The organism is Clostridioides sp. ES-S-0001-03 (assembly GCF_020676075.1).
GTDB lineage: Bacteria > Bacillota > Clostridia > Peptostreptococcales > Peptostreptococcaceae > Clostridioides.
Genome location: NZ_JACVWJ010000001.1, coordinates 581,929 through 599,174 on the forward strand (window position 1 = coordinate 581,929; position 17,246 = coordinate 599,174).

The 17,246-nt window shown below is 28.2% G+C and carries 13 protein-coding genes and 2 riboswitches; of the genes, 10 read left to right on the plus strand and 3 right to left on the minus strand.

What is annotated here, in order from left to right; translation table 11 throughout:
• The first annotated feature begins 367 nt into the window (after window positions 1-367).
• Window positions 368-1,120, plus strand: coding sequence for an EFR1 family ferrodoxin (locus IC174_RS02515; RefSeq protein ID WP_227482081.1), 753 nt, complete (start codon window positions 368-370; stop codon window positions 1,118-1,120).
• Between the two features lie 183 nt (window positions 1,121-1,303).
• On the opposite strand, the gene IC174_RS02520 is transcribed toward IC174_RS02515, so the two are convergent.
• Window positions 1,304-2,065 carry an EFR1 family ferrodoxin gene (locus IC174_RS02520; protein WP_227482082.1) on the minus strand — a complete coding sequence of 254 codons (762 nt, stop codon included), beginning with the start codon at window positions 2,063-2,065 and terminating at the stop codon, window positions 1,304-1,306.
• 482 nt (window positions 2,066-2,547) lie between these two features.
• Between IC174_RS02520 and IC174_RS02525 the strand changes: the two genes are divergently transcribed.
• The 4 genes from IC174_RS02525 to IC174_RS02540 all read left to right on the plus strand — a co-directional run bounded on the left by IC174_RS02525 (window position 2,548) and on the right by IC174_RS02540 (window position 9,836).
• Window positions 2,548-4,167: a hypothetical protein gene (locus tag IC174_RS02525; protein WP_227434397.1), complete on the plus strand. Its 1,620-nt coding sequence runs from the start codon at window positions 2,548-2,550 to the stop codon at window positions 4,165-4,167.
• A gap of 234 nt (window positions 4,168-4,401) precedes the next feature.
• Complete coding sequence (locus IC174_RS02530) at window positions 4,402-5,580, plus strand: cation diffusion facilitator family transporter (protein WP_227434398.1); 1,179 nt, start codon at window positions 4,402-4,404, stop codon at window positions 5,578-5,580.
• A 120-nt stretch (window positions 5,581-5,700) separates the two neighbouring features.
• Window positions 5,701-5,786: riboswitch (cyclic di-GMP riboswitch) on the plus strand.
• Window positions 5,787-5,902: 116 nt separating this feature from the next.
• Window positions 5,903-8,803, plus strand: coding sequence for an SrtB-anchored collagen-binding adhesin (locus IC174_RS02535; protein ID WP_227482083.1), 2,901 nt, complete (start codon window positions 5,903-5,905; stop codon window positions 8,801-8,803).
• 184 nt (window positions 8,804-8,987) lie between these two features.
• Window positions 8,988-9,074, plus strand: a riboswitch (cyclic di-GMP riboswitch).
• Between the two features lie 99 nt (window positions 9,075-9,173).
• Window positions 9,174-9,836 carry an anthrax toxin lethal factor-related metalloendopeptidase gene (locus tag IC174_RS02540; protein WP_227434400.1) on the plus strand — a complete coding sequence of 221 codons (663 nt, stop codon included), beginning with the start codon at window positions 9,174-9,176 and terminating at the stop codon, window positions 9,834-9,836.
• A gap of 95 nt (window positions 9,837-9,931) precedes the next feature.
• On the opposite strand, the gene IC174_RS02545 is transcribed toward IC174_RS02540, so the two are convergent.
• Both IC174_RS02545 and IC174_RS02550 read right to left on the minus strand, forming a co-directional pair.
• Window positions 9,932-10,897, minus strand: a complete 966-nt coding sequence (locus IC174_RS02545) for a DMT family transporter (protein WP_227482084.1) — start codon at window positions 10,895-10,897, stop codon at window positions 9,932-9,934.
• A 166-nt stretch (window positions 10,898-11,063) separates the two neighbouring features.
• On the minus strand, window positions 11,064-12,254 hold the full coding sequence (locus tag IC174_RS02550) for a pyridoxal phosphate-dependent aminotransferase (RefSeq protein ID WP_227482085.1): 1,191 nt from the start codon (window positions 12,252-12,254) through the stop codon (window positions 11,064-11,066).
• 310 nt (window positions 12,255-12,564) lie between these two features.
• Here IC174_RS02550 and bilQ point away from each other — a divergent pair, with 310 nt between their 5' ends.
• The 5 genes from bilQ to IC174_RS02575 all read left to right on the plus strand — a co-directional run bounded on the left by bilQ (window position 12,565) and on the right by IC174_RS02575 (window position 16,940).
• Window positions 12,565-13,011: a bilirubin utilization transcriptional regulator BilQ gene (gene bilQ / locus IC174_RS02555; protein WP_227434403.1), complete on the plus strand. Its 447-nt coding sequence runs from the start codon at window positions 12,565-12,567 to the stop codon at window positions 13,009-13,011.
• 1 nt (window position 13,012) lies between these two features.
• Window positions 13,013-14,107, plus strand: coding sequence for a bilirubin reductase (gene bilR / locus IC174_RS02560; protein ID WP_227482086.1), 1,095 nt, complete (start codon window positions 13,013-13,015; stop codon window positions 14,105-14,107).
• 77 nt (window positions 14,108-14,184) lie between these two features.
• Window positions 14,185-14,715 carry a flavodoxin family protein BilS gene (bilS, locus tag IC174_RS02565; protein WP_227482087.1) on the plus strand — a complete coding sequence of 177 codons (531 nt, stop codon included), beginning with the start codon at window positions 14,185-14,187 and terminating at the stop codon, window positions 14,713-14,715.
• A 209-nt stretch (window positions 14,716-14,924) separates the two neighbouring features.
• Window positions 14,925-15,197, plus strand: a complete 273-nt coding sequence (locus tag IC174_RS02570; RefSeq protein ID WP_227434406.1) for a CD3324 family protein — start codon at window positions 14,925-14,927, stop codon at window positions 15,195-15,197.
• Between the two features lie 183 nt (window positions 15,198-15,380).
• A complete protein-coding gene (locus tag IC174_RS02575) occupies window positions 15,381-16,940 on the plus strand; it encodes an ABC-F family ATP-binding cassette domain-containing protein (RefSeq protein ID WP_227482088.1) in 1,560 nt (519 codons plus the stop codon).
• Window positions 16,941-17,246: the final 306 nt, after the last annotated feature.

Consider the following 17,246-nt stretch of genomic DNA (forward strand, 5'->3'; position numbering starts at 1 on the left):
CCATTAAAATATGGTATTTAGCAAAATATTCGTGAGATTTAAAGATTATTATTGCTACTAATTTACTGCCATTAAATGAGTCCTGATATGATGTAAAGAGTCTTGAAGATATAAACTGATAAACAACATAATTTTAAAAGTATTTGATATGAAATAATGATATATAATCTTTTAATGGTAAAGAGTTTCTTTACCAATGTCGCAATATTTATTTTGTCTGATATAATGGTTAAAGAACATTAACGAAACATATTGAGGAGAACTAAAAGAGTAAAAATACAAATAAAAAGTATATCTGAGTATTTAAGTAAGTTAAAAATATGTATGGGTTTAAAAATAGGAATTTTATAAAGGAGTTGCTAAAATTATGATTGTATATTTTTCTGGGACTGGTAATAGTGAATATGTAGCAAAAAGAATGGGTAAAGAGCTTCAGAATGAAGTATTGAATATATTTGAAAAAATTCGAACTAGGGATTATTCTCATTTAGCATCTGAAAGACCATGGGTTATCGTTGTACCAACTTATGCATGGCGTATTCCACGTATTGTGCATGAATGGTTGATGAAAACAGAACTTAGTGGAAATAAGAATATTTATTTTGTAATGACCTGTGGGGCTGATATTGGCAATTCAGGCACATACTTGAAGAAATTGTGTAAAGCAAAAGGGATGAATTACAGAGGATGTGCTTCTGTAGTCATGCCAGAAAACTATATTGCGCTTTTTAGTACACCAAGTAAAGAAGAAGCTCTAGTAACGATTGAACAAGCTGAGCAGAAAATATCATCTACAATACAATGTATTAGAACTGATGTAGCATTCCCAGAATCGAAAGCAACATTTAAGGCTAAATTCAGTAGTGGATTGGTCAATAATATATTTTATCCAGTATTTGTTCATTCTAAAAAATTTTATGTGACAGATGCTTGTGTTTCTTGCAAGAAATGTGAAAATGTATGTCCACTTGGAAATATACACCTTAATGATGGAAAGCCAAACTGGGGAAATCATTGCACTCATTGCATGGCTTGTATATGTCGATGTCCAAAAGAAGCTATTGAATATGGCGAACATAGCAAGGGGATGGCACGTTATATTTGCCCAAAGGAAATATAAAAATAAATGACTTAAATTAATCCTGATGTATTTTGATGAGGGTGCTTTAAAAGCAATCATTATATAACATAGATTTTATTTAATGGAGTATTAACTTAAAAGACAGTTGATAAATAGTCAGCTGTCTTTTTTTAATCAATTAAATTAATTAGTCATCATAATTAAATTATAATGAAACTTGTATTATAGATATTTTTCAATTTTACTTTGTTCAATTACACGTTTACCTAATAAGGTAATTGCCTGTTTTGGGCAATTATTAACACAGCGATAACACATAGTACATTGATTTCCTGGTATAGCAACACCATTTTTCACAACAATATTTTTCAAGCAACATAGGCTTACACATTTTCCACAGCCAATACATTTATCAGCACTTATTTTTAATTTGTCTGAATAGTATTTTGTTTTATTAATAAAATATAACCTTTGTCCAAATAAACCTGCTATATGATGAAAAATTCCGATTCCATCTTGTGGTGGAGTTCCATCTTGTATTTTTCTTACAGCATGCTTTATTTTTTGTTCTGCATTTGTTATGAGTTTCTTGTTGCTTTCTAAAGTCTTTTTTAATGCCTTTTCATCAGCAATGCTATCAGGCATTTTTAAATGTAAACCTCCAATAGTGACGGCACCATATTTTTTAAGCAAACGAGCTAAGATACCTGCTCCATCTCCACTGAATAACCCCATTGTTGCAATAATAAAAACTCGCTTGTCTTTCCATAAATTTTGATGATTGATTATAAAGTCCTTTAATATTTTAGGTATGTTGCTGTATTGTGTAGGATAGCTAAATACAATATCTTTATGCTGACTAATTTGATGTAACAATTGCTTATCTTCAATAGAAAATGCTTTTGATGTCATATCATATTCCTGCAAAAACTTTTCTATACAATATTTTGAATTGCCTGTTCCACTGAAATATATTCCTAGCATAATTTTTCTCCAAATCTTAATTTATTGACTTATTTGTTTTATTCTACCATGAGTATATTTAAAAGTCATTTTTTTATGTTTTGAATAGATATTTGAGCAAAAGTTATGTGAATTAATTTTGATATGTAGAAAATAGAGCATTTTTTATTGATTTAAAAATGTTGTTAATAAAGAATTTTTTATTTTACTTAGATATAAATTAATATAAAAAATCTGTTATAAATATGTTGGTTTGATTATAAATAAGATATTTCTATGCTACTTAATAAATAAAAGTTGTCAATTAAGATGCATATAAATAACTAGTATTATGAAAAATATAATAGAGAATTTGTTTGTGATATTATTTTATATTTATATGAGTAGGAAGTGACTATAGGTTATAATAGTAGAAAGCTTAATAAGTGAATGTTAAGGAATAAATGCAATTAATAAAAATTTAAAAATTTTATCTAAAGGGATATATAGAAAGGAAAATATTTATGAAGTTTAAAAGGTGGGTCAGTATAATTTTATCTATAATAGTTATAAGTGCTCTTCTTGTGGGTTGCACAAATAAATCTAATTCGGATACAGTATCAAATGAAAAAATATCATATGAAATAAATTCAACAAAAAATAGCAATAATAAGGTTGAAACTAATAAATTTAATTTAGGAACATCAGAAATGGTTATAAGAGGTAAATCTATACCATTTAATATGGAAGGAATAATATCAGTACCTGAAAATATAAAAGAAAAAGCACCTGTAGTATTAATTTTTCATGGACAACATGGAGATGGAGAAAATGATTTTGAAGATGGATTTAAATATCTTACTGAGGCTTTGGCAAAAAATGGTATAATAGGATTATCTATTGATACCTCAGTAAATTATACTTTTAAGTATGGAGAACCAGTGGAAAATGAAAGAATAACTTATTTAGCTCAAACATATATACAAACTTTTAAAGACATAAACGAAGGTAAGAAAAATGGATTTGGGTTATACCTCAAAGATAAAGTTGATTTAAATAGAATTGGTCTTATAGGACATTCTGTAGCAGGTTCAGGGGTAATTAAAATAGCAGAAGACCAAATACAAAAAGGATTCAAAGGGATAAAAGGAATTATATCACTTACACCAGCGTATAATAGTCCGATAGAAAAGTTTCCTGATATACCAACAGCAATAATAGTTTCAGAGTATGATGGAGATGTTGTTCATAGTGGAGATGATATTTTTTATGATATATCTTTAGATAAAAATAGAAAAAGCCCACTGGGTCTAACTTATCTAGTGGGAGGAAATCATAATGCATACAACTCAGTTTTAGGAGAAAAAGAGTTTTCTAAGCCACAGACTACTAATGGAACTTATCCTGAGAAATTAGGACAAGAAGAACATAGAGATTTTTTCTCTAATTATGCAGTTGACTATATGAAATCTATTTTTGAGTTTGATAGTAGTGAATCACCTATCTTCAATAAAAAAGGATTGCCTTATAAAATGTATGGATATCAGACTTTAAATAAAGTTAAATATAGTGAATCTGTAGAATTATTCAATAAAAAGACATTTAAAAATATAAGTTCAAGTAATGTTGATATAAAAGAATTGGTTGAATCAGAGAGATTGAATAAAGATACTGCAAAAATATTTATCAATACTGGAGTGAATGAAGATTTAGACTTGTTACAAGTTGATTGGAAATCTGAAAGTGGAAAAATAGAACTACCTTTAAATAATAATAACTTAGGAGCTTATTCTGCACTAAAGTTTAGATGGGCATTAAACTCTCCTAGTAAATTAAATAATAAAGATAATGTAGTTTCTTTCAAACTTAGCTTAGTTGATTCTAAGGGAAAAGAAAGCAGTATCATTGTAGAAAATGATAAAGTATCTGCTATGAAGTATTTTGAAGGAGAAGTTATAAAAGATGAATATGTAGAAGGGAAGTTTATGGAATTCTGGTCAAGATATACTCCAATAAGTGATACAGTAATACCACTTGAAAAATTTAGAAATATAAATTTATCTAATATAAAGAATGTTACAATTGAATTTGAAAGTCCAGAAACTGGTTCAATTATGTTAAATAAAATAGTTGGTATAAAATAATAAAAGTGGTTCTAGATAAAAGTATAAAGTATCTAGAACCAATTTTATTAGACATTATTAATTTTAGTCAGAGATATAAAACTACTTCATATTAACTATAAGAAAAGAAAATTAAGAATATTTTACTGATATAGAACAAGTTTAAAGAAATTTTATATCTAAATTGTGTTATCATGAGTAAAGATATCAAGTTTCGAGTTTATTAATAAAATAAAAGACAGGGAGGTAAGTTTCATGTTCTCAAAAATCCTAGTCAAAACATTTATCAAAGATAGTGAGAATGTTCAAGATAAAGTTGTTAGAAATAAGTATGGTTATGTAGCAGGAATAGTAGGCATAATATCTAATCTAGTTTTATTTATAGTAAAGGTTTCTATAGGTATACTTACATCAAGTATAGCTATAATGGCTGATGCGTTTAATAATCTTTCTGATATGGCATCTTCAGCAATAACTATGATAGGGTTTAAACTAGCAAGTAAACCAGCTGACAAAGAACATCCTTTTGGGCATGGTAGAATAGAATATCTATCAGCATTAATAGTAGCTTTTATGGTTATGTTGGTTGGACTTCAATTTGTGAAATCGTCTATAGAAAGAATAACAAATCCAGTTCCTATAAAGTTTGAATTAGTACCACTGATACTTTTAATTGCATCTATAATGGTTAAAATATGGTTGAGTCGCTTTAATAAATTTATGGGAAATAAAATTAATTCATCAGCATTAAAAGCAGTGTCATTGGATGCTTTGGGAGATGTATTTACATCAAGTTGTGTAGTTATATCTTTTATTTTGGCTAGATTTACTGATTTACCTATAGATGGATATGTAGGTATTGTAGTATCATTAGTAATACTTTATGCAGGATTTTCTCTTGTAAAAGATACTATAAATCCTCTTCTTGGGGAAGCTCCAGATGAAGAAATGGTCAAATCTATTTTAGAATTATTATTATCTTATGAACATATAATAGGTACACATGATTTAATAATCCATAATTATGGAGTTGGAAGATGCATTGCATCTATACATGCAGAAATTCCAGCGAATATAGATATAATGGAAATTCATGAAATTATAGATACTGCTGAGAGAGAAATATCTGAAAAGTTGGATATATATTTGGTAATTCATATGGACCCTATATGCCTTGATGATGAAGAGGTTATATCATCAAAAAGAGAACTTGAAGAAATACTTAAGAAAAACAGCCTTATAAAATCTATGCATGATTTTAGGATAGTTGGAAAAGGAAGTAAGAAGAATTTAGTCTTTGATATAGTAGTTAATCCTTCTGAATTTTCTAAAGGTATGTCAGAAGAAGATCTAAAAGCAGATATAACAAAACTAGTTAAGGAGATGAATCCTGATTATAATTGTGTAATTGTTGTAGACAAGGATTTTATTTAATGATGATAAAAAAATAAAGGAAAAAAATGTAAAAAATATAGACAATAAAACATAGACATAATATAATGGATGTAGAACTGTATTTAATTTGAATATAATAATTTTTAATTATTTTTATAAAAAAATTATAGAGACGTTGAAGTATATCCTATTACTGGGCACCTTATGGGTATACAGAGTCAATGGTGCAACCGGCTATGAATATAAATTTTATTTATTTCATAGCTTTTTTTGTATAGTTTTTTGATAAAAAAAGTTAAATTATATTGGGTATTTATGGAATTTTACAAGAGTGTAAATAGATTAGAGGGGAGCAATCTATATGAAGAAAGGAAATAAAAAGGCATTATTAATCAGTTTAATTATGATTTTAAGTATGATAGTTACTACAATATATCCATCTGTATCTTATGCATCAGAATTAGAAGGCAGTGGGTCTATACAAAGCAATTCAAATAATTTACCAACTGGAGATGGAAAACAAGAAGAAAATAAGAAACCAGAACAGACTCCAGAGGGAGATAAGCAAGAAGAAAATAAGAAACCAGAACAGACTCCAGAAGGGGATAAACAAGAAGAAAATAAGAAGCCAGAGCAAACGCCAGAAGGAGATAAGCAAGAAGAAAATAAGAAGCCAGAGCAAACGCCAGAAGGGGATAAACAAGAGGAAAATAAGAAGCCAGAACAGACTCCAGAAGGAGATAAGCAAGAAGAAAGTAAGAAGCCAGAGCAAACTCCAGAAGGAGAGAAACCAGAAGAAAACAAGAAACCAGAACAAACTTCGATAGAGGATGAAAATTTACTTAAGACTTTAGAAGAAGAACTTAATGAAGATAATGAAGACCACGGATTTATCGTAAAAATTAATAATGATGCAATAGAAACAGAGTCAATGAAAAAAATTACATTTAATTTAACTTATACTCCAACATCAAAAGGGATAAAAGCAGGTGACTCAATAACTTTTAAGGTTCCAGATGTATTTAATAAAGTTAATTTAGATTATACAAGTGAATGTTTTGATAAAACAGAGAGTAATGGAGAGTATACGCTTACATTTAGAGAATTACCTAATGGTCAAAGTGTAATGCAAGGAAAAATTGGATTAGAAGCATATGTGAATAAAGTTAATGAAGAAACAAGTGCCAAAATTCATATTGAAACTACTGGAAAGATAGAAAGTGGAAATGGAGATGTGGATATAGAAATAAAACCTGGCGATAAAGAAGACATTGAAGAAGCTAAAGGAACACTTAAGAAGCTTGTTGAAGGAAGAGAGTCAACTACTGTATTTATGCCAGTTAAAAATAAAGATGTAAATTATACTATACAAGTAAATGAAAAAGAAGAAGAATTAAAAGATATTACTTTATATGACGAACTCCCTGAAGGAATGACATTAATAAAAGATTCTGTAAGTATAGTAGCAAGCAATGGAAAAGAAGTAAGTGATTTTAATATTGAACAAGGTGAAAATTCTATTTCAGTTACTTTTGGAGATATAGATAAAGCGTATACTGTTAAGTATAAGGCTAGAATTAGTGATGAAAATGCAAAACATGGTAACAAATATAAGAATATAGCTAGATTAGAATCTGCAGGTAATAAAGTTCAAGAAGATGATGCTATTGTAAGTATATTTGATAGAGGAAATGATTATCTTTTGACTAAGGGGCATTCAGGAGCAACAAATATTACTCAAGTAGGTCAAGTAATCAACTATCAGATTTCAATAAATGATGATAAATCACCAGTAAGTAATGTGGTTATAACAGATAATATACCAGAAGGTATGAGATTAACTACTGCTGGAGAAGCTGGGCATGATTTTAGAGTTGTAGAAGTTCCAATGAATGGTGGCTGGACTCCTTGGAGTAAAGAAAAAATTGCAAATAATATTTCATATAAAACAGAAGAAAAAAGAAATGAAAGTGGGCAAGTAGAAAAAGTTATAACTGGATTTACAATTAATCTTAGTGAAGAAGAAGTAGAATCAAAGTTCTTTATAGCATATACATTAAAAGTTATTAGTATTGAAGATAGTTATACAAATAGAGCTGTTCTTGATGCGAATAATAGTCAAGTAGATAAAAGAGATGAGATAAGTTTTAAGAAGAACTCTGGATTAATAAGTGGCAAAAAAGAGGTTGATAAAAAGGTATTAGATGGAAATGATAACCAAATAGTTAAGTATAAAATAAACATGTCAACTTATGGTGTTTATGATGCAGGGCAAGTAAATATTTTAGATGAAGTAAATCCAACATTAAAAATATCTAATATAAAATACTCTGATAATCTTGAACTTAAAAAAGAAGCTGAAGATGGAAAAAATACTATAAGATTAGTAAATAAATATGAATTTAAGCAAATAAAAGAAGGTGAACCTGTACAAGGTTGGGTTACATTTGATGCAGATTTTACAGATGTAAAAGTAGGGGAGACCATACAAAATGTAGCTCAGATTAATGGTTCAAGTCCTCCTGGTGTAGAAACTACTAAACAAGGATATGCTTTTGAAGCTAAAAAGGTAGATAGTTCAGATAAAAGTGCTCTTGAAGGTGCAAAATTTAATTTGGAAAATACATTTGGAATAGTAGTAGTTAAGGATTTAGTTAGTAATGAAGATGGTATAATTGAATCTAGTGTCAAAAATCCAGGAACATATTATTTAGTGGAGACAATGGCTCCAAGTGGATATGAAAAATTAAAGGGTAAAATAAAGGTGGAAATTGATAGAAAAAATATTGGTAAAATTGTGGATATTGGGAATATAGAAAATGTAAAACAAGAAAATATTCCAGTAAATCCATCAGTACCACCAGGTACAGATGAACCAACAGTGAATCCACCAGTGCCACCAAGTACAGATAAGCCAAGTAAACCATCAAGACCATCTGATACAGAGGAAGCAACAATAAATCCACCAATACCACAATCAGAAAACGTGGTAAATCCTCCTATACCAGAGGTAGTAAATCCACCAATACCACCATCAGAAGATGTAATAGAAAAGCCTGTTAAACAAATTGTTCCAATACCAGAAGTAGTAAACCCACCAGTGCCACAGGAAAAGAATAATACAGTAAAAGATAATACTGTAGTAAATCCACCAGTGCCACCAAAGACAGGTGATAGTACTACAATTACTGTAGAAATACTTTTAGGATTAGGAGCTATTGTAGGACTTATTATATTGAGAAGAAAGAAAAACATCAATTAGACCCTAACATTATAAAAATATAAGTAATATTAAAAAATATCTTCTAAAACAATATTTTCAAGTGAGAATATTGTTAGAAGATATTTTTTTTTGGAGTATTATGTAAAAAAACAATCGTTTTTTAGAAGAAAAATCCAAAAAACTATAGACAAAGAGACAGATATAAGATATAATATAAATATAAAATTAAACGAGGCAAAACTAGGGAAACCTAGTCACGCAAAGCTATAGGGGCTAAAGTTTAAATAAACTACGCCAGCCAGTTGCCGAAAAGAGTAAAAATTTCTTTTTGTATATACAAAGATACTCTTGGGTATCTTTTTTATTTTGAAATTTATTACTCCCGGCCTAACTCAAAGGAGGGAATAATATGAAACCAAGTAAAAAATTATTAATCGCTATAATATCAATATTTTTAATAAGTTCAGTTCCAGTAAGTGCACATGCAGATAGTGCAACTTTAAAAAACAATAAAGAAACACTTAGTGAAATAGTGGTTCTTCCAAATGGAAATTACGATAAAAAAGAAGCTAATGCTATGATAAATAGACTTGCTAATATAGATGGAAAATATTTAAATGTATTAAAACAAGATAACTTAAAAATAAAATTATTAAGTGGAAAATTAACAGATGAAAAAGAATATGCTTATTTAAAAGGTGTAGTTCCTAAGGGATGGGAAAATACTGGTAAAACTTGGGATGATGTTCCTGGTTTAGGTGGAAGTACAGTAGCTCTTAGAATAGGATTTAGTAACAAAGGTAAAGGTCATGATGCAATAAACTTAGAATTACATGAAACAGCACACGCAGTAGACCATCTTGCATTAAATGATATTTCTAAATCAGCACAATTTAAACAAATATTTGCTAAAGAAGGACGTTCTTTAGGAAATGTAAATTATTTAGGTGTATATCCAGAAGAATTTTTTGCTGAGGCATTTGCATATTACTACTTAAATCAAGACACAAATAGTAAATTAAAAGCAGCTTGTCCACAAACTTATAGCTTTTTACAAAACTTAGCAAAATAGAAAATTTATATAAAAAAATTAAGAGATGCTAGTATGCTAGCATCTCTTTTATATTGCGTGAAAAACTAATTAATTTAATCTTATGTATATATTTATTACTGACTTTTATATAATGACTCAATATGTTTATTGTGAGATTGAGTTATTATTGTAGGTATAATAGAAACTATTGAACCAATCACTATCAATAGAATTCCTATAATCATATTAATAGGAATAAATTCTTTAAGAATTAGTAATGCCAATATTGGAGATATTACTGGCTTAAAGAAAAATACTAAAGATGTAAGGCTAGTAGATGTAGCTTCCATTGCCATAAAATAAAGTGCATAACCAACACCTGTAACAAATACAAATACGTAAATCATAGTAGGTATGTTGTGTAAGGTATAACCACTAAAAATAGGTATATTTGCAAATACATGTAGTCCTTTTTTATTTAATATATTTGATATAAAATTAATCCTAGTAAGTAGAACCAATACAAGCATTTCTAAACTACCAAATATAAAGCTGAAACAAGTCACAACTATTCCACCAAATTTTAACGTTTTTCTTTTACCAAAAACAGTGTACATTGAAAAAATAATGGCAGAAGATAGTGTTAAGAATATACCACTAAAAGTTAATTTTGTGTGCAGTGGATTTATAATAACTATAATTCCAAGGACTTCTAATATAAGTGAAATTATATTGTGCCTATAGATTTTTTCCTTTAGAATCAAATAAGCTAGAAGCATAACAAATACTGGATTACAACTAAATAAGACAGCAACTACAGATGCTTTTGTGTTTAGTACAGCTAACTGGTACAATGACATACTTACTACAACACACATAAAACCTAAAAAAGCAAAGTATTTTAAATCTGATTTTGTAATAGAAAGACTAAGGGATTTTAATCTTTTTATAGCAAAAGGTAATAAGACTAAGCCACCAACAAAAAATCTTGATAAGGTTATTTGTATGGGATTAAAGTCATTAGTAACTGTCTTTAGACTAATTTCCATTGAACTAAAAAATAGGGTAGTTAGTATTATATAAACATAACCTTTTTTCAAATCAAACACCTCCTTGTAATTTATACTAGTACTATAAGCTACAATATTCAAGTACATTGGTATAAAATGGTATATAAATATAAGCTATAAAATTATAAGCTACCTTAATATAGAATATAAAATTCTACACTAAGGTAGCTAATTATTTGTAATTAGATTTATTTAATTATTTTAAATTGTACAATTTAGCTAATTTTTCAAATGCTGGTAGAGAACTCTTAACTTTATCGTAAGATACACAGTATGATACTCTAAAGTGTCCTGGGCAACCAAAAGAAGAACCTGGAACCAATAGTAAATTAAATTGTTTAGCATCAGCACAGAATTTTTTATCATCTTCAATTGGAGCTTTTGGGAATAAATAGAATGTACCACTAGGTTTAACACAAGAAAATCCCATTTCTATTAAGCTATTATATAAAAGGTCAAAGTTCTTTTTGTAAATATTTACATCAACTTCTGCATCTAAGCTTCTTGCAATAACTCTTTGGAAAAGAGAAGGAGCATTTACAAATCCAAGTATTCTATTTGCAACATTTAATGAAGACATAACATCATCAAAATCATCCATTTCTCCATTAGCCACAATATATCCTATACGTTCACCAGGTAGAGACAATGATTTACTATAAGAGTATCCTATAAATGAATTTTTATAGTATTTTAATATACAAGGAACTTTAGCATCATCATAAATTATTTCTCTATATGGTTCATCAGAAATTAAATATATATTTGTATTAAATTCTTTTTGTTTTGTATCTAGTAATTCTCCAAGGTTTTTTAGCAATTCTTCAGAATAAATAACACCAGTAGGATTGTTTGGAGTGTTTATTATTAGAGCTCTTGTCTTTGCAGTAATAGCATTTTTTAGAGCATCTAAATCTGGTTCAAAAGTTTCTATATTTGTAGGGACTTCGATTAGTTTTCCATCATAGTTTTCTGTATAATTTTTATATTCACCAAAATATGGTGCAAAAGCAATAACTTCGTCATCAGGATTTAAAAGAGTTTTTAAAATGATATTTAGCCCACCAGCAGCTCCACAAGTCATAACTAAGTTATCTCTTGTAAGGTTTAATCCATTTTTTTTATTTATGTGGCTGGCAATAGCATCTCTTACATCTTCATATCCTGAGTTGTTCATATATCCATGAACTAGATTTGGAGATTCTTCATTTAAAATATCGCTTATAACTGCTTTAATAGTTTCTGGAGGCTCAACACTTGGATTTCCTATACTAAAATCAAAAACATTTTCTTCTCCGTATATATCGGAAAGTTTTTTTCCCTCTTCAAACATGGCTCTTATAACAGAGCTGTTTGCAACTAAAGTTTGCATTTTATTAGATATCATATGTAACACTCCCTTTTATAGATTTATATTGCTTATGTATATATTACCATATTTTTACTGAATTTAGACAATTTTCGAAAAATTATTTGCTTGAAAATATAAACTTTTATATAAAATATATTTATGTATGATGTATATAAAAAATTACAAATTCTAACCAAAGAAGAATTATATTTTATGATAATTTTATAAGGTAGTATAAAATTATACAGTTATAAGGCAAAATATTCTTGACTGTATCAAGTATTTAATATAATATAGTTGATATAGTCAAATATATTATATTAGAATTATAGAGGGGAAATTAAAAATGGATTTTAAAAATTTACAGAATGAGAGTTTATCGTATATTATTTGTTATTTACAAAGGAACTTTAAACTTTATTGTGAAAAATGTCTAAAGCCATATAAGCTTACGAATGGTCTATATTTTTATTTAATTTATATCAATAAGAATAGGAATTGTTCTTTGAATGATATTTCGACAGAATTCGAGGTGGATAAAGCTCATACTACAAGAACTATCTCTAGATTAGAACAAGATGGTTACATAGAAAAGATTCAAAACCCTAATGATAGTAGAGCTTTTCAATTGAGAGTAACAGATAAGGGTGAAGAAGTACTGGGAGATATAAAAAACATATTTTCAAAGTGGGATAGTAATATAAAAAAAGAGTTTTTGGATGAAGAATACAAAGAATTAGTAAAGAAATTACATACAGTAAAAGATATAAAGGCAACAGTGGAGGAAGAATAGGATGTATAGCAACTTATTAAAGTCAATTAAAATTGGAAACTTAGAATTAAAAAATAGAGTATCTTTTGCACCTACAAGTATGGGTCTTAATCTGGAAGAACGAATTAACAAGCTTTGTAAAATTGCTAAATCAGGAGTAGCTTTAATTACTATAGGAGATGTATCAGTTAGACCTAGTTTTCATAAAATGGCTTTAAGCTTATCCAATGAAGATGGAATTAGAGAGTATAAAAAAATTGTAGATGCAATACATGATTCAGGGGCGAAAGTTTCAGCACAAATATTTTGTTCAGATTATGACATAAATTTAATCAGAAATACTATGAAATCGGGAATTACTTCACATGACGAAATAAAAAAAATTATGGATGATGGAGTAAAGGATTATGTAACAAATATGACAAAAGAAGAAATAAAAAATATTATAGAGTTGTTTAGAGTAACAGCATTGAATGCAAAAAAAGCAGGATTTGATATGATTCAAATTCATGGAGATAGACTTATAGGAAGCTTTTCATCCAGTATATACAACAGTAGAACTGATGAATATGGTGGAAGTTATGATAATAGAAGTAGATTTGCAAGTGAAATAATTAGTAGTATTCGTAATAATATAAAGGATGTTCCAATAGACTATAAACTTGCAATTAGACAAGAAAATCCTCATTATGGCAATGCAGGAGTTTTATTTTCTGAAGTAGAGCATTTTGTAAAAAAATTTGAATCACTTGGAGTAAATAGTTTTCATGTAACATTAGCAAATCATTCCAAATTAGAAGACACCATACCAGTTAATAATCATCCTTATTTTAAAGATGAAGGATGCTTTTTGTATTTAGCTGATGAAGTTAAAAAACACACAAACCTTCCAGTTTGTGGTGTTGGCAAGCTATCTAGTCCAGACTTCATAGAAAGTGTTATATCAAATAACAGAGTAGATATGGTTGCTATGTCGAGACAACTATTGGCAGACAGTGATTGGTTGCAGAAAGTAAGAGAGGAAAGAGTAGATGATATCAAGAAGTGTTGCTACTGCAATAAAAAATGTGCAGATGCATTACAGACACATTCTCAATTTGGTTGTATATTAGATTAATAAAATCTTATAGTAATTGAAAATTTAATGGTATTAAGAAATTTTAGATAAATACTTAACATATAGGAGGATATATCATGAAAAGTTTAATTTTATATTCAAGTTTAACTGGAAATACTAAAAAAATTGCTCAATCTATATATGATGCAATGCAAGGCGAAAAAGAAATTAAAAATATCAGTGAAGTAACTGATAATAATGTTGACTATGAAAAATATGATATAATATTCTTGGGATATTGGGTAGATAAGGGTATTTGTGATAAAAATTCAAAACTAGTCTTTGAAAATATTCACAACAAAAAGCTAGCTTTATTTGGAACAATGGGAGCAAGTACAAAGGGTAACTATGGAATTAACATTATGGACAAAGTGAAAGATGTCTTTTCGAAAGACAATGAAATAGTTGGGTCATTTATATGCCAAGGAAAGATTGCAGAAGGTTTAAAGGTAAAATATGAAGAAATGCTAAAACTTCATCCTGAAAATGAACATATTCGTGAGCAATTAAAAGGTCATGAAGAGTCTCAAAGTCATCCAGATGAGCAAGATGTATCTGAAGCTGTTAGATTTACAAAAGATATAATGGCTAAAGTTAGTGATATGTAATAGTTTAAATTAGATAGAAAGGGAGTTTGCAATATGAAAGAGAGTAACGATATTATAATTTCAGTTGGCTCTAAGCAAAGACTGCAAAATACAATTGCAATAAAACTTTGTTTAGAGCCTAATAGATAAAGATAATATTTAGGCTAAATTGTTTTTGTGCAGTCTTTGCTTTTATTTACAATTAAAAATGTAGATGGGAGCAGAGTATTATGAAGTATGAAAAAGCACAAAATATATTGCCAGAAGAGATACTTGAATTAATTCAAGAATATACAGATGGTAGTTATTTATATATACCACGAAAGTCTGAAAATAAAAAAGCTTGGGGCGAAAATAGTGGTTCAAGAAATATCTTGAAAGAAAGAAATAGGGAAATACTTGATAAGTACAATAAAGGTATTTCTGTTAAAGAACTTACAAAAGACTACTATTTAACGGAGCATAGTATAAGACGAATAATCAGAGAAGAAAAAAGTGATTGAAAATAGAATATTAATGTTCTAAAGATAGATTTATATAACAAAAAATTAAGAAGAGACTTTTTAACAAAGTCTCTTTTTTCGTACAAAATTAGTACAGGTTTGTTTATGAACTTGAGGGATAATCTATTTAAATGGTATGATTTTATTGAGGAATTTCTAAATTTTAAGAAGAGGAATAGAACAATGAGTATTTTAAATGTAAATAATATAAGTTATGGATTTGGAGATAGAACATTATTTAAAGACATATCTTTTAGATTGTTAAGAGGAGAGCATGTAGGTCTTGTTGGAAAAAATGGCGAGGGAAAATCTACATTTATGAATATAATAACAGGTCAGCTAATTCCAGATAGTGGTGATATACAATGGAGTAGTAAAGTAAGAGTTGGATATATGGATCAACACACTAAACTAGAAAAAGGTAATACAATAAAAGATATTTTAAGAGAATCTTTTAAGGAACTTTTTTATATGGAAAGTGAAATGAATAGCATATACAGTAAAATGGGAGAAATGAATGAACATGAGATAAATAAGTCTCTTGAAAAAGTTGCAAATATACAAGAATTTTTAAATAACAATGAATTTTACAATATTGATTCAAAGATAGATTCAATTGCCCTAGGTCTTGGGTTTAGACATATTGGACTTGATAGAGATGTTTCAGAATTGAGTGGAGGTCAAAGAACAAAGGTATTATTAGGCAAATTATTATTAGATGAACCAGATATATTGCTTTTAGATGAACCTACAAACTATTTGGATGAAGAACATATAGAATGGTTAAGAAAATATCTTCAAAATTATGAAAATGCATTCATATTGATATCACATGATTTGGAGTTTTTAAATAGTGTTGTGAATGTGGTGTGTCATCTTGAAAATATGACATTGACAAGATATATTGGTAATTATGAAAATTTTCAAAAGATGTATAAAGAAAACAAGAGAAATTTAAGAATAGCTCAAGAAAAACAAATTAGAGAAATATCAAAGCTAGAAGAATATATTGCAAAAAATAAAGTTAGAGCATCAACCAGTAAGATGGCAAAATCAAGACAGAAAAAATTAGATAAAATAGAAAGAATAAGTATATCAAAGGAAAAAGTAAGACCTCACTTTGACTTTAAAATATCCAAAAAATCTGGGAAAATGATATTTGAAGCTAAGAACTTAGTTATAGGATATGAAACAGCATTAAGTAAACCTATAAATTTAATTATGGAAAGAGGAGAAAAGATAGCTTTAATAGGTGCAAATGGTATAGGAAAATCAACCTTATTAAAAAGCTTGATTGGAATAAATAAACCAATAAGTGGAAGTATTGAAGTAGGAGAAGAACAAAATGTTGGATATTTTGAACAGGAAGTTAAAGAAATAAGTGATAAAAAACTTATTGATGAGGTGTGGTATGAATTTCCAACATACACAAGATATGAAATAAGAAAAATGCTATCAAGATGTGGTTTGACTAATCAACATATAGAAAGCAAGCTTTCTATATTAAGTGGTGGAGAACAAGCTAAAGTAAGGTTATGTAAACTTATAAATAATCCTAGTAATATATTAATACTAGATGAGCCAACAAACCACTTAGATTCTGAAGCAAAGGAAGAACTAAAAAAAGCTTTAATATCATATGAAGGCAGTATAATTTTAGTCTGCCATGAGCCAGAGTTTTATAATGATATAGTTAATAAAATTTGGGATTGTGAGAAGTGGGCAATTAATTATTTAATATGATAGAAAATCTTATACGACTTGTTATATCTTTTATCAATTTTAATATAAGACAGGCTAATTTGACTTTTGGACTGAGAAAGATATGAAAAGACTAAATTAATAGAAAGGCATGGCATTTATTTGCGATGCCTTTTTTAATAGAATCAAAAAAATGATAAAAATACTTGACTGTAAACCATGTTTATACTGTATCTTATATAATAATCAAGCAGTTTTAGATACACACAAGGAGGAGATTATTACAAAGTGTGGTATTATTGAGAATGGAATATTGGCGAATCAAATAATGAAATAAAACATTAAAGA